This window comes from Sphingobium sp. HWE2-09 (assembly GCF_035989265.1).
Lineage (GTDB): Bacteria > Pseudomonadota > Alphaproteobacteria > Sphingomonadales > Sphingomonadaceae > Sphingobium.
This window is the reverse complement of record NZ_JAYKZX010000001.1, coordinates 861234-882500: the sequence shown is the minus strand read 5'-3', so window position 1 is coordinate 882500 and position 21267 is coordinate 861234. Positions and strand designations below refer to the sequence as shown.

Genomic DNA, 21267 nt, shown 5'->3' with positions numbered 1-21267 from the left:
TGAGTCGGTCAACCGGCTTTTTCAAAAAAATGTCATGCGGCCTGCGATGGGGTGTGAACGCATAGCCAGGCCTGGTCGAGGCTTGGCGCTTCCCCATAAAGCACAGCCCTTTGCCTTCGGTCATTCCCAAGACAAGAGTCGCCCGCCCCAGGCGCCCCGATCGCCATGGCCATATGACACCTCCAAAAGCCCCCCGCCCCGCTGTCCACAAACCCGATCACCAATCTTGCGGCCCGTCACGACACCAAAGTTTCCCCAATGACACTTTGCCAGCGGGTAAAGTGTCACAGCCGACAAACTGACAGGGCCGAAAGAAAGTGGATTCACATCCGACTCACACTGTGCTTGATTCACGATATGTTTCCCATGCCCGTTCCTTCCCGCACGCCTGGCGGCAGCGACCTTTCGCTGTTGCTCGACCAATTGTCGCATTGCTGCTCGCGGCCACGCTACGCCTTCATGCTGTTAACGCTGATCGCCGACGTAGCGCGGCCGGACGGCAGCGCCGGGCCGCTGGTCCGGGTGGACAATGGGCTTATGCCGCTGCGCGACTGGCTATGCGATGCGCTCACGCCCATGGGTCATCGCGACCCGCGCCGCATGGCATTGGTGGAACGGGTGCGCGACGAATTGCGCCGGGACGCCAAGCTCTCAGGCGACGCCGCATCCGACGATAGGCTGGTGCAGGAGGAAGTGCGCAATCGCGTCCGCGCGTCAGGCAAGACCAATCTTAGCCGCGCGGCGTCCGAACTGGTCAAGGCGGGCCTGCTCAAACGCCATTATCAGGGCTATCGCGTCGATCATCTCAATCGCGGGGCGCAACGACAGGCGGTCTATATCTTGACAGGTCGGGCGCGGGTGCTGATCGGCAGCCCCGCGCCATCACGCCGGGCGGCCCCTCCCCGGCAGGGCGACCTGTTCGCGCATTAGGGTGCAGACCCATAAATTACGAGGATCAAGACAGAATTGCCCGGAATGCTGTGGGAGGAGAAGCGCGAAGAGCGGGCAAAATTGCCCGGTCGAGAGCTTCGACGTGCCACAGCGCCCGGACAATCCTGCCCCCCAATTCTTTCGTTAAGGAGGGGGTGGGACGAAAATGGCCGGTGGCGCGGTCGAACGCTTGCAAGATAGCCCCGCTATCTCGCGGCGCGCTCTCCCTCCCACCGGCCATTTTCGTCTCCATCTCGACCTCGTAATTTATGGGTCTGCACCCTAAGCCCGTTCGCGGGACGCACGGCGCGCCGCGGCATAATTGTCGCGGCGCATCTTTTCAAAACCGGTGCGCTGGTCGAAACCGGCGTCCTGCGGATAATCGCGGAAATCGGCCAGCACCTCATCGAAGATCGTCGCCAGCTCATCGCGAAATTCGGGATGGGGAAAGATATGGAAGCGGTTTTCCTGCATCGCTTCCAACGTGCGCGCAGCGATCACATCAGGCTCCATACCGAACTGGTGCAATTGCGCCAGTCGATCGACCGCGGCGCTGTCCACCGGCTTCGCCCCCGCGCTCAAGGCAGCAGGCCGGATTTCGTCGCTGGCGAAGATGTGGCTTTTTACCAGACCGGGACACAGCACCGATACGCCGATGCCATGGGGCGCCAGACTGTAGCGCAGGGATTCGCTCAACCCCCGCACCGCAAATTTGGTGGTGTTGTAGATGCCGGGCGCCGGACCGCACAGAAAACTCGCCATCGACGCCGTATTGACGATATGGCCGCCCTGCCCCAGCGCCTTCATCCGCGGGGCGAAGGTCATCACACCATTGATGACCCCGTGCAAATTGACACCCATCACCCAGTCCCAATCGTCGTAACTGAACTCGTCGATCGTCTGGAAGATGTTGATGCCGGCATTGTTGAAGACCAGGCTGACCGGCCCCAGCGCCGCCTCCACCCGATCGGCCGCCTCAGCAAAACCAGTGCGGGATGCGACATCGAGTTGGACACCAACCACGTCCTGATTGTCGAGCGTCTTGAGCGCCGCGTCGATCGCGTCCTGACGAATGTCGGCGATGGCGACCTTGCACCCCTGCGCCAGCAAGGCGCGCACCAAGCCCAAGCCAATGCCATTGCCGCCCCCGGTGACGAAGGCCGTCCGACCGCTAAAATCCAGCATCCCACTCTCCTGTGTCGATTTTTAACGACGATCCATTTTCTGCTCGCCATATTCGTATAGATCACTTACAAATTCGCCAAGCCGAAATTTCACCCCTGTGAAAAAGGGGGAATGGTGGAGAGGAGAAGGCCATGGCCCTGGCGCCCGCCCCGATTGCAACCGACCTGCCGTGGAACGAAGCGGGGGAAGTCGCCGCTGATGGCGCGCGGCCTACGCTCCCGTCCTATTCGACAAAGGCGGCCTATTGGGCCTTGTTCGTCATCATCCTGGCGACATTCGTCACCTTCTTCGAACAAGTGGTGTTCGCCATGCTGGCCGAACGGATCAAGGCGGATTTCGGCCTGTCCGATTCGCAGCTCGGCTTTCTCGCCGGTCCCGCCAGCATCATCTGCTATCTGTTCGTCGGCATCCCGCTCGCGCGCCTGGCCGATATCTTTCCGCGCAAATTCGTGCTGGCGGGCGGATGCGCAGCCTTGGGCGTCATCACCGCGCTGGGCGGCATCGCGCAGAATTTCGGCCAGTTCGTCGGCACCCGCGTCTTCCTGGCGGCGGGGGGATCGGCCCATGCGCCATCCTCCTATTCGCTGCTGGCCGACGCTTTTCCGCCGCGTATTCTGACCCGCGCCTTCGCGTTGCTGCAATTCGGCTTTATCGGCGGCACCACATTGGGACCGGTGATCGGCGGCATGTTGATCGCCCATGCGGTGGGATGGGCGCCGACCCAGCATGGCGGCCTCACCATATTGGGCTGGCAATGGCTGTTGATCTGGCTGGGCCTGCCCGCTTTGTGCGTGTCCCTGCTGTTCCTGACTATCAAGGAACCGCCGCGCCAGGCGTCAGCCCCCGGCATCGCGCCCGTGCCTGTCAGCGCTTCGCTTGGCCGCCGTATCCTGACCTTCACCGGGCTGGACGCCGCCAAGGCGATCCATGCCAAGCGCCGCGTCTATTATCCGTTGTTCGCGGGACTGGCGCTCAGCGCGATCGAAGTGTTCGGCCTGCAATTCTGGCGCGTCCCCTTCATGATCCGCACCTATGGCTGGAACGAGGCGCAAATCGGCGCGGTCATGGGGTCGATGACGCTGGTCGCGTCGCTGCTGGGCCTGCTGTTGGGCGGCATCTTCGTTGAATGGTTGGCCAAGCGCCATGCCGACGCCAATGTGCGCGCCGCGGCGATCTTCTTCGGGTGCGTCACCGTCTGCGCCATATTGGCGCCGCTGATGCCCAATGGCTATGCGTCGCTGGCAGTCTCCAGCATCGGCGCGATGTTCGGCATGGCCGGCGCGGTTCCGCAAAATGCCGCGATCCAGCGCGTGGCGCCCAATGCCATGCGCGGGCAGGTGACGGCGATCTACCTCTTCATGTTCACCTTCTTCGGGGCGATGGGCAGCTTCATCGTTGGGCTGGTGCAGGACTATATCGTCGGCGATTCCACCCAGCTGTGGAAGGCGATGCTGCTGACGGCCGCCATCCTGCTGCCGATCGCCACGTTCTGCATGATCCGCGCGATCCGCCCCTATGGCGAGGAAGTGGAAAGACTGGCGGCGCAAAGCGCCTGATCCGTAAGTGAACCATACAATTTCAAGCGATAATAAGCGGGCGGTACGGGATATGAGATTATTGATAGCCGAACGCCATGCATCGCGGGCGTCATATCCCGTCAGCAATAAAGGACAAAGGATGCGCTATGCGTTGCGCGCCGACGGCAGCGATCCATTCGTCCTGACATCGGTCGGGCCCGACCCGATCGCCCAGACCGGCTGCGCCCTGTGACCGCGCCCACGCCCTCGCGCAGCACCGCTTATTATGCGCTGGCCCTCATCGCCGCCACCAACCTCGTCAGCCTGCTCGACCGCAACATCCTTGCGATCCTGGCCCCCGCGATCAAGGCGGACCTCCATATCGGCGACGCGGAAATGGGGCTGCTCTACGGCACCGTCTTCGCCCTGTTCTATGCGCTCTTCTCCCTGCCGCTCGGGCGCCTCGCGGACGGGTGGATACGCACCCGGTTGCTGGCGATCACGATCGGCTTCTGGTCGCTCGCCACCGGCGGGGCGGCCTTCGCCACCGGCTTCTTCACGCTGATGCTCTCGCGCCTGTGCGTCGGCATTGGCGAAGCGGCATCGCAACCGGCGGGCACCAGCCTCAGCTACGACTATTTCCCCCGCGAAAAGCGCGGCATGGTGATGGCGGTGATGGCCGCCGCGATCGCCATCGGCCTGGGCGGATCGCTCGTCATTGGCGGCATGGCGGCGCAATGGTGGGACGCGCGCTATGCAGGGGGCGGCGCACCGCTGGGGCTGAAGGGCTGGCAATTCGCCTTCGCCGTCGCCGCGTCGCCCGGCTTTATCATCGCCCTTCTCATGAGCCGCCTGCCCGAACCGCGGCGCGGCGTGATGGACGGCATCCCCACCCCGCCTGATCCGCATCCGTTCCGCGCCAGCCTGAACGTGCTGGGCGCCGTGACGCCGGGCTTTCACTGGATCAGCCTTGGCCGGACACGGGCCAGTGGGCGGGACTGGGCGATCAATATCGGCCTGCTGGGGTTGATCATCGTGGCGATGCTGCTGGCGATCGGTTGGGCGGAGGCCTTTTCCCCGCGCCCGCCCCTGCTGCTGCATGGCCTGGCGGTCAGTCCGCATGTCGTCCAATGGAGCGTGATTGGCTTTGGCGCCTTCGTCATCGCCAATCTGCTGCAAAATCTCAAAGGGCGCGATCCGGTCGCCTATGCGCTGATCACCGGCAATCCCTCATTGATGCTGTGCATCGCCGCGGGCGCGTTGCAAAGCGTCATCAACTATGGCGTCATGGGCTTTACCCCCTCCTTCCTGATGAAAAGCTATGGCCTGTCCCCCGCCGACACCGGCCTGCAATTCGGACTGCTGTCCGCGGCGCTGGGCGTGGTCGGCCCGCTGCTGGCCGGGCCGTTGTCCGACCGGATCGGCGCGCATCGCCTGTCACGCCGCGTCTGGGTCGCGCTGTTCGCCATGGCGGTGTCGCCGCTGCTGGCGCTCTGGGTCTATCGCGCGGGCGATGCCGGGGGCTTCTACCTGCGCTTCATCCTCTACAGCCTGATCCTGACCATGTGGATGCCGCCGCTCTATGCCGTGCTGTTCGAACAGGTGCTGCCGCGAATGCGCGGGCTGATCGTCAGCCTCTATATCGTCGTGTCGACCATCTTCGGCCTGGGCATCGGCCCCTACGCCGTGGGGATGATCAGCGATGCGCGCGGCGGCGACCTGGGCGGCGCGATCCTGTCGATCAACTGGGTGGCCCCGCCGCTGGTGCTGATCCTGCTGGTCCTGCTGCGGCGGGTCGAACGCGACCATGCCAGCCTGCTGCCCCGCGCGCGGGCGGCGGGCGAGACGGTATGATGCCAAAGACGCGGCGATAAATCGTATGTCACATTTACATTTACCCGCGGCGCAGGATTGACGGATCACCGCTTACTGCCCACACTGTTACTATGAATACCATGAACGACGTGCCGCCCCTCGACATCTTCCCGGATCCTCGCCTCAGCGGCATAGACGATCTTGTCGGTTTCCATGTCCGCCTCGCCAGCGCGGCCGTCTATCAACATTTCACCGAAACCTTCAGCGACCTGGGTCTGACCCAGAAGCAGGTCGCCGTGCTGTGGCTGATCCAGGATCAGTCCGGCATCGCCCAGGCGGACATCGGCCGTCGCCTCAAGATGGACCGGGCGAGCGTGATGGCGATCGTCAACCGCATGCAGGACCGCGGTTTCCTGACCCGCGGCGCGTCCGCACAAGACCGCCGCCGCCAGACGCTGAGCCTGACGGACGCAGGCCGCGAGTCGCTCGCCGAAGCGCGCCACTGCATCGCCGAGCATGAAAATTGGCTCAAGGCCCGGTTCAGTCCGGCCGAAACCGCGATGCTGGTGGAACTGCTGCGCCGCATCTACGTCTGACCAACCCACTACCCGTCAGCCGCATTGACCTTGGTCCTCGCTCGCCCGGTCTGCTCATCCTGTTATCAGTAGTACCACCAATAGAGACAACAGCATTATTTGCCCTCTCCCAATAGTGGCGAATAGTGCAACAATGTTCGTCGTCGGGTGAAACCGGCTCTTGCATCCGATAAAATTGTATGTCTTACTAACAATCGACGCACAGCAACGTCATGAGGCGGATCACGTCCGGGCAGGGCGGATTACAAGCCGGATTAGGAGAGGGGACTACCCATGCAACACGATCTTCGTGCAATGATGTCGCGCGCCCTGTTGGCGTCGGCCTCCATCCTCGCAATCACCACGCCCGCGTCGGCGCAATCCTCCGCGCAACCGCCCGCCGCCGCGCCGCAGGCGGCCGAGCAGGGTACGGAGCCGCAAAGTTCGGTGGCCGACATCGTCGTCACCGCGCAGTTCCGCGCCCAGCGCTTGCAGGACACGCCCATCTCCATCACCGCCGTGGGCGCTGCCGAGCTGGAGGCCAAGAGTCAGACCAACCTCGCCCAAATGGCCGACGCCGCCCCCAACGTGTCGCTGAAACCCCAGGGCGCGTCCTTCGGCCCTTCCATCACCGCATCGATCCGCGGTATCGGCCAGAACGACTTCAACCCCGCCTATGAACCGGGCGTCGGCATCTATATCGACGATGTCTATTATCCGCAGCTGACCGGCGCGGTCTTCGAACTGCTCGACCTCGACCGCGTCGAAATATTGCGCGGACCGCAAGGCACGCTGGCGGGCCGCAATGCCGAAGGCGGCGCGATCAAACTCTATTCCAAGCGCCCCACCGGCGACGGCGGCGGCTTTGTCGAAGTCAATTACGGCATCCGCAACCGCATCGGCATCCGCGCCGCCGCCGACTTCGGCATCACCGACACGCTGGCCATGCGCATATCGGGCGTCGCCAAGCAGCAGGACGGCTTTGTCGACCGGATCGATTATGGCTGCGCCAATCCGGGCAGCGGCATCCCGTCCACCCGGTCTGCCGGCGATTGCACCATCAGCAAGCTGGGTGGCGTTGGCTATCAGGCGATCCGCGGCATCCTGGCCTGGCAACCGACCGACAAGCTGGATGTGACGGTCATCGGCGACTATACGCGCGACGAACATACGATCGCGGGCGAAGTGCTGCTCGACACGGCCACCATCAATTCGCCCAACACCAATCCCGCACCCGGCATCCCGTACGACAACCGCTTCATCTGCGGCCGCTATTGCAACTATATCGGCACCGGCCAGCCAGCGGGCGTCTGGACGCCGCCGATCCCGGTCGATCCGTTCGGCGCAGCCGGCACGCCGCTCGCCGCGACCCAGGGCACCGACCGCAGCCTCTATAAGGGCTGGGGCGTGTCGGGCCAGATCAACTATACCCTGTCCGACGCCTTCAAGCTGACGTCGATCACCGGCTATCGCAGTTTCGACACCCAGTTCGATTCCGATGACGACCTGTCGCCTGCCAATACCAATTTCGGCCGAAACTCGCTGGAAAACTGGAGTTTCAGCCAGGAAGTTCGGTTGAACATGGACCTGAGCGACAGTCTGAACGGTACGGTCGGCGGCTATTATTTCAAGCAGAAGTCCACCTATGACTCGTTCCAGGACATTCGCTACGTCGCGGTCTATCCGCTGCAATTCCGCCAGCCCGACCCGACCAAGGCGGAAGCCAAGGCGGTGTTCGCCCATCTGTCCTGGAAACCGATCGATCGCCTGACGCTGAGCGGCGGCTTGCGCTACACCGCCGAAACCAAGGACCAGACCTATTATCGCCTGAACTATGACGGGTCGGTCAACCGCTTCCTCGATCCTGTCGGCGTCGCCTATGGGATCGGCTATTCGGGCGCCGATACGCTCGATTATAACGGCAACGGCAACACGACCGAAACGGTCACCGCTCTGTCGGGCCTGACCGCCCATTACAGCGCCAAGCGCTGGGACTATCGCGTGGCGGCCGATTATCGGCTGACCGACAATCTGATGGTCTATGGATCGGTATCGACCGGGTTCAAGGGCGGCGGCTCCAACCCGCGCCCCTTCACCACGCAGCAGGTCATCGCCTTCCGCCCGGAAAAGCTGACCGCCTATGAAGTCGGGTTCAAAAGCGACTTCTTTAATCGTCGGGTCCGCCTGAATGCGTCCGCCTTCATCAACGACTATGTCGATATTCAGATTCCGGTGCTGACCTGCCCGACCGCGCCCTGCGCCGCCCGTCTCAACGCGGGCGACGCGCGGGTCAAGGGGTTCGAGGCGGAACTGTCCGCCTACCCGATCGACGGCCTCGCGATCGATGCGTCGATCAGCTATCTGGACTTCAAATATATCGCCGGCAGCCTGGATCCGGCGGCGACATCGCCGACCGTGCCGGGCGGCACCAATCCCGGCGGCGTATCGCCCTCCGACCCGCCCGCCTCGCCGCCCTGGAAATTCAGCGTCGGCGCCCAGTATAAGATCGACCTCGACAAGGCAGGCAGCCTGACGCCGCGCTTCGACGTCACCTATGAAGACAAGAAATATGGCGGCCCATCGGTCGTGAACGGCGAACGCATCCTCAATTTCGTGCCAGCCTACACGCTCGCCAATGCGCGCGTCACCTGGCAGAATGCGGATGAGGATCTCGACGTGTCGTTCGAAGTCACCAACCTGTTCGACAAATATTATCTTCTCTCCGTTCTCGACCTGCGCGGCGCAGGCGGCGGGGTCCGCAAGGGCCGCCCGGGCAATCCGCGCGAATGGGCGGTGACCGTGAAGAAGAAATTCTAAGCCTCCCCCTGACCGGCCGGGCCTCACCGCCTGGCCGGACTCTTTTCGGAGATTGATCCGGCATGACCAACGTCACCCTCTATCATTGGGAACCCAACGCCAATTCGGGCAAGCCCATGCTGGCCTTGTTCGAAAAGGGCGTCGCGTTCGACAGCCATTATCTCGACCTGCTGAATTTCGACCAGCACAAACCTGAATATCTGGCAGTCAATCCGCTCGGCACCATTCCCGCGATGACGCATGGCGACCTGGTGCTGACCGAATCCACCGCGATCATGGAATATGTGGACGAAGCGTTCGACGGCCCCCGCCTGATGCCCGCCGATCCGGTGGACCAATGGCGCGCCCGCTGGTGGATGAAGTTCCTCGACCAGTGGCTCGCGCCCAGCTTCTCCATGATCGGCTGGAGCATCTTCGTCGGCCCGTCCGTGCGCCAGAAAGACCCGGCCGAACTGGAAGCGGCGATCGACCGCATCCCCATGCCCGAACGGCGCGTCGCCTGGCGCAAGGCGATCAACGGCGCCTTTTCGGACGAAGAGATGACCGAATCGAAACGCCGCGTGGGCCTTGGCATTGGCTATCTGGAGGAAGCATTGGGCCAGCGGGAATGGCTGGCTTCGGACACATATGGCCTGGCCGACATCAACGGCTTCAACCTCGCCTATGCCATGCCGCTGTCGCAGCCGCATCTATGCAATGACGAGCTGACGCCCAACATCATGCGCTGGCTGCGCGCCATCTATGCGCGTCCCGCCACCCGCGCCTGCTGGGCCTTGGGCCGCACCGACCTCGCCCGCCGCATCTCCCTGCTCGAAAGCGAACCCGCATGACCGGCACTCTCTATCACGGCCAGCCCAATGGCCCGTCCTTCACCGTCCTGGCCGCCGCCTTCGAAAAGGGCGTCGATCTTAATCTGCATCCGATCGATCTGGTCGTGGGCGAACGCCATTCGACCGCCCTGCCCCACGGCATCGAAGTCGATCAGTCGATCGAGGGCGAAGGGCCGGTGCTGGTCGTCGGCGATGTCGCCATGACCGACAGCGTCTTCCTGGCCTGCTATCTGGACGAGGTCGGCTCCGGCCCCGCCTTGCGCCCGGCCGATCCCTATGCCCGCTGGCAGATGATGGCCTGGTGCCGCTATGTCATCGAACGGGTCGCACCCGCCGCCGCCGCGTTGGGCACCGCCGCCGCGCCGCCGCCGGCTATCCCCGCCACCATCGCCAGCGCCGATCTCGCCGCCCGCTGGCAGGACGCCGTCGATGGCCGCATCGACGAAGGCAAGCTGGCCGACAGCCGCACCAAGATTAGCCAGGCGGTCGAGAAGCTGGAGACGCAGCTGGCCGACGGGCGCGACTGGCTGATGGGCGACTTTTCCATCGCCGACCTCGAAAGTTTCGCGTGGCTAGCGGGCATGCGCGCCATCGTGGCCGACGCCTTTGCCGCTACGCCGCTGACCGACGCGTGGGAAGCACGCCTGCGCGCCCGCCCCGCCGTGGCGCGGGGGTTGGCCCTCGCCACCGTGCCCCGCCCCGAAACCGTCTGGGCGCCCGGCCCGGAGATCAACCGCTGGGGCTGAAGCAATGCGCGCGATCGACTATTTCGACCGGGGTCACGACCTTGGCCCCGACCGTCCCTGCCTGGTCGACGGGACAAGCGGCGAGACGCTCAGCTTCGCGGCGGTGAAGGCGCTGACGGAGCGGATCGCCTGCGCACTCTATGCGGGCGGCTTCCGCGATCAGCAGCCGATCGCGCTCTACGGGCCCAACAGCGCGACGATGATGGTCGCCCTGCTCGCCATCTGGCGCGCCAATGGCCAGTGGGTGCCAGTCAACAGCCGTAACGCGATCGACGCCAATGCCGCCTATCTCGCCTATGTCCGCTGCGGCTGGCTCTTCTACCATAGCAGCCAGGCGGCGGACGTCGCGGCGCTCAAGGCCCGCGTCCCCGGCCTCACCCGCTTCGTCTGCCTCGACTGCGACCATGACGGCGACCCGTCGCTCGACCGGTTCGTCTGCGACAGCGAGTGTGACAGCTTGCCGGACTTTTCCGATCCCTTCGGCAAGCCCGACGACGTGGTCGGCCTCTTTCCCACCGGCGGCACCACCGGTCCGTCCAAGGGGGTGGTCGTCACCAATTTGGGCTGGGGCACGATGATCGAGACGCTGGCGCAGGCGATCGACGGAAAAACGCCCACACCTGTCTCACTCGTCGTCGCACCGATCACCCATGCGGCCGGCCCGGTGGCGCTCGCGACCCTGTCGATCGGCGCGACCCAGGTCATCCTGCCCGGTTTCGACGCCGCCGCCGTCCTCGACACGATCGCGCGCCGCCGCGTCACCCATGTCTATATGCCGCCGACTGCGCTCTACAGCCTGCTCGACGCGCCGGAACTGGCGGGCAGCGACACGTCCTCGCTCAAGATTTTCCTGCTGGTCGGCTCCCCCGTCTCCCCGGAAAAGCTGCGGCAGGCGGTGGAAATTTTCGGCCCCTGCCTCTGCCAGGCCTATGGTCAGGTGGAATCGCCGATGATCGTCACCTGGTTCTCGCCCGAAGCCATCGCCGCAGCGGCAAGCGACCGGCCCGAACGGCTCGCCAGTTGCGGGCGTCCCAGCCGATCGGTGCAGGTCGCCATCATGGACGAAGACGGCAACCTCCTCCCCGATGGCGAAGCGGGCGAACTGGTGGTGCGCGGCGTGCTGGTGTCGCGCGAATATTATGAAATGCCCGAAGCCACCGCCGAAATCCGCACCCATGGCTGGCACCATACAGGCGACATCGCCCGGCGCGACGCGGACGGCTATCTCTATATCGTCGATCGCAAGAAGGACATGGTCGTGTCCGGCGGCTTCAACGTGTTTTCCGCCGAAGTGGAGGCCGCCGTCACCGAACTGGCCGCCGTGCGCGAATGCGCCGTGATCGGCATCCCCCATGAAAAATGGGGCGAAGCGGTCCACGCCATTGTCGTTGCCGACAATATCGGGGAAACGGATATCATCGCCCATGCCAAGGCCCGATTGGGCGGGGTGAAGGCACCCAAAAGCGTCGCCTTCGTCCCCGCCATTCCCCGGACCGCGGCGGGCAAGATGGACAAGAAAGCCCTGCGCGCCGCCTATTGGACCGGCGCGCGGATGGTGAATTGAGCAAGCGGCGACAGATGAAAACATCCGCGCCAAAGATGGAGAGGAAGACAATGCGGGTCGCGATAGCGCTGCTGGTGGGAACGAGTTTGGCCCTGTCGGCCTGTGGCACGGGGACGAGCCGGGAAACCGCCGCCCCTGCCTCGACAGGCGGCGTCGATGCCGCCCGGATCATCGCGGCCAAGCCCGCTGAATGGCTCTCCACCGGCCGCACCTATGACGAGCAGCGCTTCAGTCCGCTGTCCGCGATCAATCAGGACACGGTCGGCAAGTTGGGCCTCGCCTGGTTCGCCGACATGGACAGCAATCGCGGGCAGGAAAGCACGCCGCTGTTCATCGACGGCGTCCTCTACACCTCGACCGCCTGGAGCATGGTGAAGGCCTATGACGCGCGCAGCGGCAAGCTGCTCTGGTCCTACGATCCGGAAGTCCCGCGCGAAACATTGGTCAAGGCCTGCTGCGACGCGGTCAATCGCGGCGTCGCCGCTTGGGGCGACAAATTGTTCGTGGGCACATTGGATGGCCGCCTGATCGCGATCGACCGCAAGAGCGGCAAGCCGGTCTGGAGCGTCGTCACCCTCGACCAGACGAAGAATTACACCATCACAGGCGCGCCGCGCGTGGTGAACGGACTGGTCGTCATCGGCAATGGCGGCGCGGAATTCGGCGCGCGCGGCTATGTCGCCGCCTATGATGCCGACACCGGCAAGGAACGCTGGAAATTCTACACCGTCCCGGCCCAGCCCGGCACGGAGAAGGAACCGGATTATCTCAAGAAAGCCGCCGCCACCTGGTATGGCGAATGGTGGAAACAGGGCGGCGGCGGCACCGTATGGGACGCGATGGCCTATGACCCGGAGCTGGACCTGCTCTATATCGGCGTCGGCAACGGATCGCCTTGGAACCAGGCCTATCGCTCGGACGGCAAGGGCGACAATCTCTACCTCTCCTCGATCGTTGCGGTCCACGCCAAGACCGGCGAATATGCCTGGCATTATCAAACCACGCCCGGCGACAGCTGGGACTTCACCGCCACTCAGCATATCATGCTGGCCGACATGGAGATTGGCGGGCAGCAGAAGAAAGTGCTGATGCAGGCGCCCAAGAACGGTTTCTTCTACGTCCTCGATCGCACCAACGGAAATCTGCTGTCGGCGAAGAATTTCGTGCCGGTCAACTGGGCGAGTGGCATCGACATGGCGACCGGCCGCCCGATCGAAAATCCGGAGGCGCGCTATTACAAGACCGGCAAGCCCTTCATCGGCTCCCCCGGCGCGACCGGCGCGCATAGCTGGCACCCGATGGCCTTCGATCCCAAAAGCCGGACCGTCTTCATCCCCGCCAACCTCGCCGCCTTCCCTTACATCCCGGAAAAGGGCTGGAAGGCGAACAAGCTCGGCTTCAATGTCGGCGTCGATATCGCGTCCGCCGCCATGCCCGCCGATAAGGCGGTGCGCGATGCGGCATTGAAGGCGACCACCGGCGCGCTCATCGCCTGGGATCCCATCGCGCAGAAGGAAAAATGGCGCGTTTCCTATAAGGGACCATGGAATGGCGGGCTGCTGGCGACCGGCGGCGACCTGGTGTTTCAGGGGACGGCGACCGGCGACTTCAACGCCTATGCCATCAAAGACGGCCGCAAGCTCTGGTCCTTCCCGGCGCAGACCGGCATCGTCGCCGCACCGATCAGCTATGAACTGGATGGGCAGCAATATGTCGCGGTGATGGCAGGCTGGGGCGGGGTCTGGGCGCTGGCGCCCGGCATCCTCTCCGACAAGAGCGGCCCCAGCCGCAATATCAGCCGCCTTTTGGTGTTCAAGCTGGACGGCAAGGCCGCCCTGCCCCCCGCCCCGCCCTTGGCCGCCATGCCGCTCGACCCGCCCCCCTCCACCGCCAGCGCGGCGCAGATCGCGGCGGGCGGCGCACGCTTCGGCCGTTATTGCAGTACCTGCCATGGCGACGCGGCAGTGGGCGGCAGCATCGTCCCCGACCTGCGCCGCAGCGCCGCCCTCAACGACAAGGCGACCTGGCAGATGATCGTCCATGACGGCGCATTGAAGGATAATGGCATGGTCAGCTTCGCCTCGATCTTCTCCGCGCAGGAGATCGAGGATATCCGCGCCTATGTCATCCACCGCGCCAATGAGGACAAGACACTGGAAAGCACGCCCAATGCCCGTTGATCCCACCAAAGTCCTCGCCATCGACGTGCATGTCCACGCCGAAGTGTCGTGCCACGATCCCGAAGACCCGGTGATGGCGAAATATTTCGACGCCGCCTCGGCCTATTTCAAGGCGGACCGCAAGCGGCCGACCATCCCTGAAACCATCGCTTATTATCGCGCGCAGAATATCGCCTTCTGCCTGTTCACCGTCGATTGCGAGAGCGGCATCGGCGCCAAGCGGATCAGCAATTACGAGGTAGCGGAACTTGCCGCCAACGACAGCGACATCGTCATCCCCTTCGCCTCGATCGATCCGCGCAAGGGCAAATATGGCGCGCGCGAAGCCCGCGATCTGGTCGAAAATTATGGGGTAAAGGGCTTCAAATTCCACGGCATCATGCAGGATTGCCACCCGGCCGACCGGGTCGCCTATCCCATCTACGAAGTGATCGCGCAATATAAGCTGCCCGCCATCTTCCACACCGGCCATTCGGGCATGGGGACGGGGATGCGCGGCGGTGGCGGCGTGCGCCTGAAATATGGTCAGCCGATCCTGGTGGACGATGTCGCGGTCGACTTTCCCGACATGAAGATCATCCTCGCCCATCCCAGTTGGCCCTGGACCGACGAGAGCCTGTCGATGGCGTTGCACAAGGACAATGTCTTCATGGATCTGTCCGGCTGGTCACCCAAATATTTTCCCAAACAGGTGATCCAGTACGCCAATACGCAGCTTAAACATAAGATGCTGTTCGGCTCCGATTGGCCGCTCATCCGCCCGGAAAAATGGATCGACGCCGCGCGCGAAGCGGGCTTCCGCGAAGAAGTGCTGCCGCTCATCATGAAGGACAATGCGGTGAAGCTGCTGGGGCTGGGCTGACAGCCATACGCTGTTCCCCGGCGAAGGCCGGGGTCCAGTTCTGAGCGTGGGACTGGACCCCGGCCTTCGCCGGGGAACGACTAGAATGATCGGAGCTGTCCTACAGTGGCATGCTCCACTACACCGGATGCGCAGTAGCGCATAAAGGAAACGTAATATAGTTTCCAATTTTTGTTCTTAAATGTCAAAACTTGGGGGAAATGTGCGAAGTTAAGGCTTACCTCTTCATCAACCCCGGCCGCAGACTTGCTCAGCTCTCGACCGTCTCCCGCTTCTCTCCGCCCGGCACGCCATAAGCGACGCGCTTCTCGTAATCGGGGTCGTCCTCCGGCTGCGCCACAGCCGCCATGACGCGATCATGAATCTCTTCCAGCGTCCCTCGAAATTCGGGATAGGGCAGGATATAAAGCTGGTCGTCCTCGACGCCCTTCAACACATATTGCGCGAGCACCTCCGGCTCCATGCCGACCGCGATCACCTGCTTCAGATAGGCCATTTTTTCAGGGTCCGCGCCATAATAGCCGGTCTTCTGGAGATGCGCCGGGCGGGTCAGCACCGCTTCATGGATATTGCTGTTGACCGCACCGGGGCAGAGCATCGACACGCCGATGCCATGATCGGCCAGGTCCAGCGCCAGACATTCCGTAAGCCCCCGGATCGCCATCTTGGACGTGCAGTAAATGCCCGTCCCCTTGAGTGCGACGAAGGCGGACATCGACGCGGTATTGACGATATGCCCGCCATTGCCCCGTTCGATCATCCGCGGCACGAAAGTCTGAATACCGTTGATGACGCCGCGCAGATTGACGTCCAGCTGCCAGTCCCAATCATCATAGGTCGCATTTTGCAGCGGCCCGAAGATCGATACGCCCGCCGTGTTGAACAGCAGTTCGACCGGCCCCAGCTGCGCCTCCACATCGTCGGCGGCGCGGGCATAGGCATCGCGGTCGGTGATATCCAGCTTCACCGCCATCACCTCATGCCCGCGTCCGTCGAACCAGGCCATCGCCTCGTCCAGATGATCCTGCCTGATGTCGGCGATCGCGACCTTGCACCCGGCCTGCGCAAACACCTTCGCCTGCCCCAGCGCCACGCCCGATCCGCCCCCGGTGATGAAGGCGGTGCGCCCCGCGACCTGCGTCATGCCACCGGCTCCTGCGCCGTGCGCCGGGCCAGTTGATCGTCGAACACCGGGTTGGACAGTAGAAAGCCGATGGCCCCTGCCCGTTCCTGGTTGATCCGCTCATCGGGCATCGATGCCAGGATCGCATCGAACCGCGTCCGCATACCGTCCGCAAATTCGGGATGGGTCAGGATATAGAGATCATTGGCGCGGATGCCCGCCAGCACCCGCTCACCCACTTCGTCAGCGCTCATCCAAAGCGGCGAGACGGGCCGCTGCTCCATCGCCGCCTCATGCTGGCGATAACCGCTATTTTCGCGGAAGGCGTCAGGGCGCAACTGGCTGCTATGGCCGATATTGCTTTGCACCGGTCCCGGCATGAAGGCGGACACGCCGATATCGACCGTTGCCAGCTCCCCCGGATCGCTTCGGACAGACCCAACACCGCCGCCTTGGCCGCGGTATAGATGGCCGATCCGTTGATCGGGATCAGCGCCGATTGCGACGATGTGGTGACGATCTGCCCCCCTTCGCCATGCGCCCTGATGCGCGGCAATATGGTGACGAGTCCATTGATCACCCCGCCCAGATTGACGCCAAGCCCCCAGTCCCAGTCATCGAATCGCGCATCCAGCACCGGACCCAGCACCCCGACCCCGGCATTGCCGATCAGCATGTGAATCTTGCCGAACCGGGCCTCCGCCGCATCGGCCGCGCGCACGAAAGCGGCACGGTCGGTCACGTCCAGCTGCACGATTTCCACCTGCGCGTCGGCGGCCAGGTCCGCCTTGGCCTGCGCCAGCGCATCCTCGCGAATATCGGCGATCACCACATTGGCCCCGGCCCGCACCAGTGCGCGCGCGATCCCTAAGCCGATGCCGTCCGCCCCGCCAGTGATGAAGGCGGTTTTCCCGCTTACGTCGCCCATGGGCGCCTGTGCTGTCTGCGTCATATCCGTCCTCTCCCTTATTGTTTCAGGCCCAGCATCGCCCGCGCCTCACCCGCGCTGGCGATGTCGCCGCCGATCCGTTCGACTATCTCGACGCCCCAGCGCACGAGGTCGGCATTGTCGGCCGCCAGTTTGCCGCGCCGCAGATAGATCGTATCCTCAAACCCCACGCGGATATGGCCGCCCAGCAACGCGGACTGCGCCGCCATGGGAAAGCTGTGGCGGCTGACGCCAAAGCCGGTGAACTGCGCCCCGCGTGGGATCTGGTTCTTGGCATAGAGCATCGCTTCGGGTGTCGCGGGCAGGCCGTATTTGGTGCCCAGCACGAAGGTGAAGGGCACGCCCTTGGGGATCGCGCCCTTGGCCATCAGATCGTCGGCAAAGACGAAATCGCCCGCCTCGAAACATTCGATCTCCGGCAACACGCCCGCATCCTGGATCATATGCCCCATCTTGGTGATCATGGGGTCAAGGTTGATCGCCACCCCGCCCCACAATTGCATGGTGCAGATGTCGAGCGTACACATATCGGGCTTGAGATCGAGAATATGCTCCAGCCGCCGTTCGGCCGTGAACATCAAAGTCCCGGGGCCGCAGACGGCGGGGTCTTCGTCCCCCTGCATCCAGGTGCAGCCCGGCCCGGTGGTGACGTTCAGGATGACTTCGTTATTCTTCGCCCGAATGAGGCCGACGACTTCGCGATAATCCTCCAGCGATTGCGACGGATCGCCGGTTTCACGATCGCGCACATGCAGATGGATGATCGCCGCGCCCGCTTCGGCAGCGGCCAGCGCTTCGGCGGCGACATGATCGGGGCGGAAGGGGAAATTGGGGTGCGTGGGCATCGGCGAACTTCCCGTTACCGCGCATGTCACAAATAGCTTGCCAGCCAATCTTACTCTCCTGTGTAGTCTCGGCTATGCTGCCGATCGCAGGATCACAGGTCTTGCAGAGGCAACGGCCCGCAAGAAGGCCGGTGGATGTCCCATCATTACGAGTAACTGGATAAGGCATGGCACAACGGGAAGAATTGTCGCGGTTCCTGAAAGCCGCGCGGGCGAAGCTGGCCCCGTCGGAAGTCGGCCTGCCGCCTGGCGAACGCCGCCGCACGCGCGGACTTCGGCGCGAAGAGGTGGCGACCCTCGCGGGGATGAGCGTCACTTGGTACACCTGGTTCGAACAGGGGCGGGAGGTGCAGCTATCCGCGCCGATGCTGGAACGGCTGAGCCGAACCCTGCGGCTCAACCCCAATGAGCGCGAATTTCTCTTCGCCTTGGCCCAGCATCGCCCGCCGCCACTGGCGCGCCGCCCGGACGAGACGATCCATGCGGGCACGCAGCATCTGATGGATGCGCTATCGATCCCGGCGCTGGTGATCGTGGAGGATTGGACGGTGATCGGCTGGAACCGGCTCGTCGCCCGCGCCTTTCGCGATTATAGCGCCATGCCGCGCGAGGAACGCAACCTGTTCCGCATCCTGATGCTCAACCCGCGCTATCGCGCCGACCCGGACAAATTCCAGGATATGTGCCGCCGCCTGATCGCCCGCTTCAAATGGGATTATAGCCGCACCGCCCAGCCCGACGTGTTCGAAGGCATCATCGCCGACATGATGGAACAGTCCGAATTTTTCAGCCGCTATTGGCAGGAATCGGACATCATGGCCCATTTCGAGGATACCAATATCGCCGATATGCCCGGCGTCGGCGAAATCATGTTCCGCCACACCAGCTACGCGATCGAGGAAGCGCCAGGCCAGCGGCTTTTGCTCTTCGCGCCTTTGGACGATGTCAGTGCGGCGCGGCTGGCGAAGCTGGTCGAAGAACCGGCGGTCGAGGCACTGGCGTAACTCTATCCGGCGTCATTTCCGCGAAGGCGGGAATCCATCTCCCGGCCTTGCATCTGGTTGAATAGCCAGGAGATGGGTCACCGCCTTCGCGGGGACGACATGGATGCCTCAGTTCGTCTCGCGCTTCAGCCGCTCGGCCAAGGCCTCGATCTCTTCAGGCTCCAGCAGCCAAGTCCGCGTCTTGCGGCCTTCGCGATGGATCGGCTGGGTCAGCAGCACGCGCGCCTGCGCCCTGGCCTGCAGCTTGTAGAGTCCGAAATGGACGGCGCAGTCGCGGATCGTGCCGATCAGCGGTGCCTTGCCATCCAGGTCGATCATGGTCGCGGGCTGATCCCAGGGGATTTCGGCGACGCCGGGAAATTTCTGTTCCATGGACGCAGCGACACCATGGCGCGGGACGGAAATCAAGCCCTATCGCAGCAGCGCCATCAGGATCGGATCGCGCGTTGCGCCCGGATTGCGTCGAATCTCTGCCTCCTCACGCCCGATCGCCCGGAAGATCGCATCGCCGATCTGGCCCGACACATTGTCCGCCAGCGCCAGATAGTCCCGGCCTCCGGTTGCGGAGAGCGCGGCCGACAGCATTTCGAACATATCGGACCGCAACGCCCGCGACGTGCCGGGCAGCAGCGCTTCGATCACTGCGCCGCGCGCCTGCCCGGCCAGCAGGTCGGTCGCCGCCGTCGGACCGCCGCGCAACACCGATACGGCATCGGCCAGCGTCATGCGCCGCACCGCATCCATCACGACCGGCGTCGCATTGTCGGCCAAATCGACCGCGACATCGTTCAGCGCCCGGCCCACCTGGTTCCGCACCGCATTGGTGCGCAGCAGCGCGGACAGCACCGCCCCGCCCTTGCCGCCGCCCAGGTCCGGCGGCGTGATGCGGGTGAGCTGATCGTCATAGAAACCGCCCGGTTCGGTCAGCCGGGCAAAAGCGCGCTAACTCGACAGTTCGAGCAGTCGGCGCACCGCATCCTCGACCGTATAGCGCCCCATCGGCGTCGCGCAGGCCGCCAGCGGCAGCAACGCCAGCGCCGCGATCAGGCTGCGCCTGTCGGAAAGGCCGAATGATTGCTCCATGACGCGTCTCCCTTTTTGCAAGGGCGATGCTATGGCGCGGTCAGTCTTGCCGCGCGCTGAACGTGGATAAAGAACGCCGTGCGCCCGCGCAGGTGGGAGCCTAATTGAGGCGGCAGGACTGGATTCCCGCCTGCGCGGGAACACATATCATCCTATGAAAAGCGCCCGCACGTCATCCGGCACCCGCTCCGCGCGCAATCCCCCCGGTCGGCTGGCATCGGGCGCCGTCCATACCCGCTTCTCGACACATTCGACGCACAGCCTGCCATCCAGAGACAGCCGATGCGCGACGGTGAAGCTGCTATTGCCGAAGACCGGCGCGTCCGCCTCCACCAGCACATCGTCGCCATAAGCGGTCGGCACGAAGAAGCGCGCCGACACATCCACCATCGGGAATCCGGCAAAAGGCATGGTCGCCAGCATCTCCCGCTTTTTGGGCAAGCCGGCCCGTTCGAACAACAGCATCGTGCTTTCGCCGAAAATGTCGAAGTAGCGCGGGGCGTGGACGATGCCGGCGGGGTCGCAATGCCCCCATTCGATGCGGACGATCCGCTGCAGGAAGGCGGTCACGCGATGATGGTCTTTCCCTGTTTCGTAGTCTTTTCCGCCATGTCCGCATCGGTCGGCGGCGTCGGGACAAGCAGCCCGCGCTGCACCGCTGGCCGCGCTGAAATTCTGTCGAACCAGCGCTGTAGGTTGGAAAAACCGCTCATATCGACCCCGGCCCAGTCATGTCCCCGCACCCAGGGGAAACAGGCGATGTCCGCGATCGAATAGTCGCCGACCAGATAGTCGCGGTCCGCCAATCGCGCGTCCATCACGCCGAACAATCGCTGGCTTTCGCGCACATAGCGGTCGATCACGGCGGGCAGCTTTTCGGCAAAATAGCGATTGAAGACGGTCGCCTGCCCCATCATTGGGCCAAGGCCGGACATCTGCCACATCACCCACTGGATCACGCGGCTGCCGTCCTGCGGATCGGCGGGGATGAACCGCCCGAACTTTTCCGCAAGATACAGCAGAATCGCGCCGGATTCGAAAATGGCGAACCCGTCAGCATCATGATCCACCAGCGTGGGAATGCGGCCATTGGGGTTGAGCGCGACATACCAATCCTGCTTCTGCACCAGATCGGTCAGCGCGATCGGCGTGACCTTATACGGTATGCCCAGTTCCTCCAGCAGGATCGAGACTTTCCACCCATTGGGCGTCTCCGACGTTAGCAGTTCCAGCATCATTCTC

General features: G+C 63.8%; 20 protein-coding genes and 1 pseudogene. 11 read left to right on the top strand and 10 right to left on the bottom strand.

Annotated elements, in window-relative coordinates:
- Window positions 1-357 precede the first annotated feature (357 nt).
- Window positions 358-930, top strand: a complete 573-nt coding sequence (locus U5A89_RS04045) for a hypothetical protein (RefSeq protein ID WP_338159886.1) — start codon at window positions 358-360, stop codon at window positions 928-930.
- A gap of 282 nt (window positions 931-1212) precedes the next feature.
- Here the strand turns inward: U5A89_RS04045 and U5A89_RS04040 are convergent, their stop codons facing one another.
- Complete coding sequence (locus U5A89_RS04040; RefSeq protein ID WP_338159885.1) at window positions 1213-2115, bottom strand: SDR family NAD(P)-dependent oxidoreductase; 903 nt, start codon at window positions 2113-2115, stop codon at window positions 1213-1215.
- Between the two features lie 131 nt (window positions 2116-2246).
- On the opposite strand from U5A89_RS04040, the gene U5A89_RS04035 reads away from it, so the two are divergent.
- The 9 genes from U5A89_RS04035 (at window position 2247) to U5A89_RS03995 (ending at window position 15021) form a co-directional block, all read left to right on the top strand.
- Window positions 2247-3671, top strand: a complete 1425-nt coding sequence (locus U5A89_RS04035; protein WP_338159884.1) for an MFS transporter — start codon at window positions 2247-2249, stop codon at window positions 3669-3671.
- Window positions 3672-3881: 210 nt separating this feature from the next.
- A complete protein-coding gene (locus tag U5A89_RS04030) occupies window positions 3882-5486 on the top strand; it encodes an MFS transporter (protein WP_338159883.1) in 1605 nt (534 codons plus the stop codon).
- A gap of 92 nt (window positions 5487-5578) precedes the next feature.
- Window positions 5579-6043: a Saro_0803 family transcriptional regulator gene (locus U5A89_RS04025; protein WP_338159882.1), complete on the top strand. Its 465-nt coding sequence runs from the start codon at window positions 5579-5581 to the stop codon at window positions 6041-6043.
- Window positions 6044-6316: 273 nt separating this feature from the next.
- Window positions 6317-8839 (top strand): TonB-dependent receptor, encoded by a 2523-nt coding sequence (locus U5A89_RS04020; protein ID WP_338159881.1) that lies wholly within the window; start codon window positions 6317-6319, stop codon window positions 8837-8839.
- Between the two features lie 62 nt (window positions 8840-8901).
- Window positions 8902-9669 (top strand): glutathione S-transferase family protein, encoded by a 768-nt coding sequence (locus tag U5A89_RS04015; RefSeq protein WP_338159880.1) that lies wholly within the window; start codon window positions 8902-8904, stop codon window positions 9667-9669.
- Window positions 9666-10415 (top strand): glutathione S-transferase family protein, encoded by a 750-nt coding sequence (locus U5A89_RS04010; RefSeq protein WP_338159879.1) that lies wholly within the window; start codon window positions 9666-9668, stop codon window positions 10413-10415. The genes U5A89_RS04015 and U5A89_RS04010 overlap by 4 nt, the downstream gene beginning before the upstream one ends.
- 4 nt (window positions 10416-10419) lie before the next feature.
- Window positions 10420-11979 (top strand): class I adenylate-forming enzyme family protein, encoded by a 1560-nt coding sequence (locus U5A89_RS04005; RefSeq protein WP_338159878.1) that lies wholly within the window; start codon window positions 10420-10422, stop codon window positions 11977-11979.
- Window positions 11980-12029: 50 nt separating this feature from the next.
- Window positions 12030-14159: a PQQ-dependent dehydrogenase, methanol/ethanol family gene (locus U5A89_RS04000; protein ID WP_338159877.1), complete on the top strand. Its 2130-nt coding sequence runs from the start codon at window positions 12030-12032 to the stop codon at window positions 14157-14159.
- Window positions 14149-15021, top strand: a complete 873-nt coding sequence (locus U5A89_RS03995) for an amidohydrolase family protein (protein ID WP_338159876.1) — start codon at window positions 14149-14151, stop codon at window positions 15019-15021. Before U5A89_RS04000 ends, U5A89_RS03995 begins: the two co-directional genes overlap by 11 nt.
- Before the next feature lie 250 nt (window positions 15022-15271).
- Here U5A89_RS03995 and U5A89_RS03990 read toward each other — a convergent pair whose 3' ends face one another.
- The 4 genes from U5A89_RS03990 to U5A89_RS03975 are packed head-to-tail and all read right to left on the bottom strand — an operon-like array spanning window position 15272 to window position 17968.
- The gene (locus U5A89_RS03990; protein ID WP_338159875.1) at window positions 15272-16165 is read right to left on the bottom strand and encodes an SDR family oxidoreductase; all 894 of its coding nucleotides are present in this window, start codon (window positions 16163-16165) and stop codon (window positions 15272-15274) included.
- Window positions 16162-16398 carry a hypothetical protein gene (locus U5A89_RS03985; protein WP_338159874.1) on the bottom strand — a complete coding sequence of 79 codons (237 nt, stop codon included), beginning with the start codon at window positions 16396-16398 and terminating at the stop codon, window positions 16162-16164. Before U5A89_RS03985 ends, U5A89_RS03990 begins: the two co-directional genes overlap by 4 nt.
- Window positions 16395-17096 (bottom strand): SDR family oxidoreductase, encoded by a 702-nt coding sequence (locus U5A89_RS03980; protein ID WP_338159873.1) that lies wholly within the window; start codon window positions 17094-17096, stop codon window positions 16395-16397. The genes U5A89_RS03985 and U5A89_RS03980 overlap by 4 nt, the downstream gene beginning before the upstream one ends.
- Before the next feature lie 14 nt (window positions 17097-17110).
- Window positions 17111-17968 (bottom strand): beta-keto acid cleavage family enzyme, encoded by an 858-nt coding sequence (locus tag U5A89_RS03975; RefSeq protein WP_338160163.1) that lies wholly within the window; start codon window positions 17966-17968, stop codon window positions 17111-17113.
- A 137-nt stretch (window positions 17969-18105) separates the two neighbouring features.
- Here U5A89_RS03975 and U5A89_RS03970 point away from each other — a divergent pair, with 137 nt between their 5' ends.
- Complete coding sequence (locus U5A89_RS03970) at window positions 18106-18942, top strand: helix-turn-helix transcriptional regulator (RefSeq protein WP_338159872.1); 837 nt, start codon at window positions 18106-18108, stop codon at window positions 18940-18942.
- A 108-nt stretch (window positions 18943-19050) separates the two neighbouring features.
- On the opposite strand, the gene U5A89_RS03965 is transcribed toward U5A89_RS03970, so the two are convergent.
- From U5A89_RS03965 to U5A89_RS03945, 5 genes and pseudogenes are all read right to left on the bottom strand, one after another.
- Window positions 19051-19314, bottom strand: coding sequence for a hypothetical protein (locus U5A89_RS03965; protein ID WP_338159871.1), 264 nt, complete (start codon window positions 19312-19314; stop codon window positions 19051-19053).
- A gap of 39 nt (window positions 19315-19353) precedes the next feature.
- Window positions 19354-19872: pseudogene (locus tag U5A89_RS03960) on the bottom strand (DUF4197 family protein); the annotation flags it as partial.
- A 12-nt stretch (window positions 19873-19884) separates the two neighbouring features.
- Window positions 19885-20025, bottom strand: a complete 141-nt coding sequence (locus U5A89_RS03955) for a hypothetical protein (protein WP_338159870.1) — start codon at window positions 20023-20025, stop codon at window positions 19885-19887.
- A gap of 147 nt (window positions 20026-20172) precedes the next feature.
- The gene (locus U5A89_RS03950) at window positions 20173-20595 is read right to left on the bottom strand and encodes an acyl-CoA thioesterase (protein WP_338159869.1); all 423 of its coding nucleotides are present in this window, start codon (window positions 20593-20595) and stop codon (window positions 20173-20175) included.
- Window positions 20592-21260, bottom strand: coding sequence for a glutathione S-transferase family protein (locus U5A89_RS03945; RefSeq protein WP_338159868.1), 669 nt, complete (start codon window positions 21258-21260; stop codon window positions 20592-20594). The genes U5A89_RS03950 and U5A89_RS03945 overlap by 4 nt, the downstream gene beginning before the upstream one ends.
- Window positions 21261-21267: the final 7 nt, after the last annotated feature.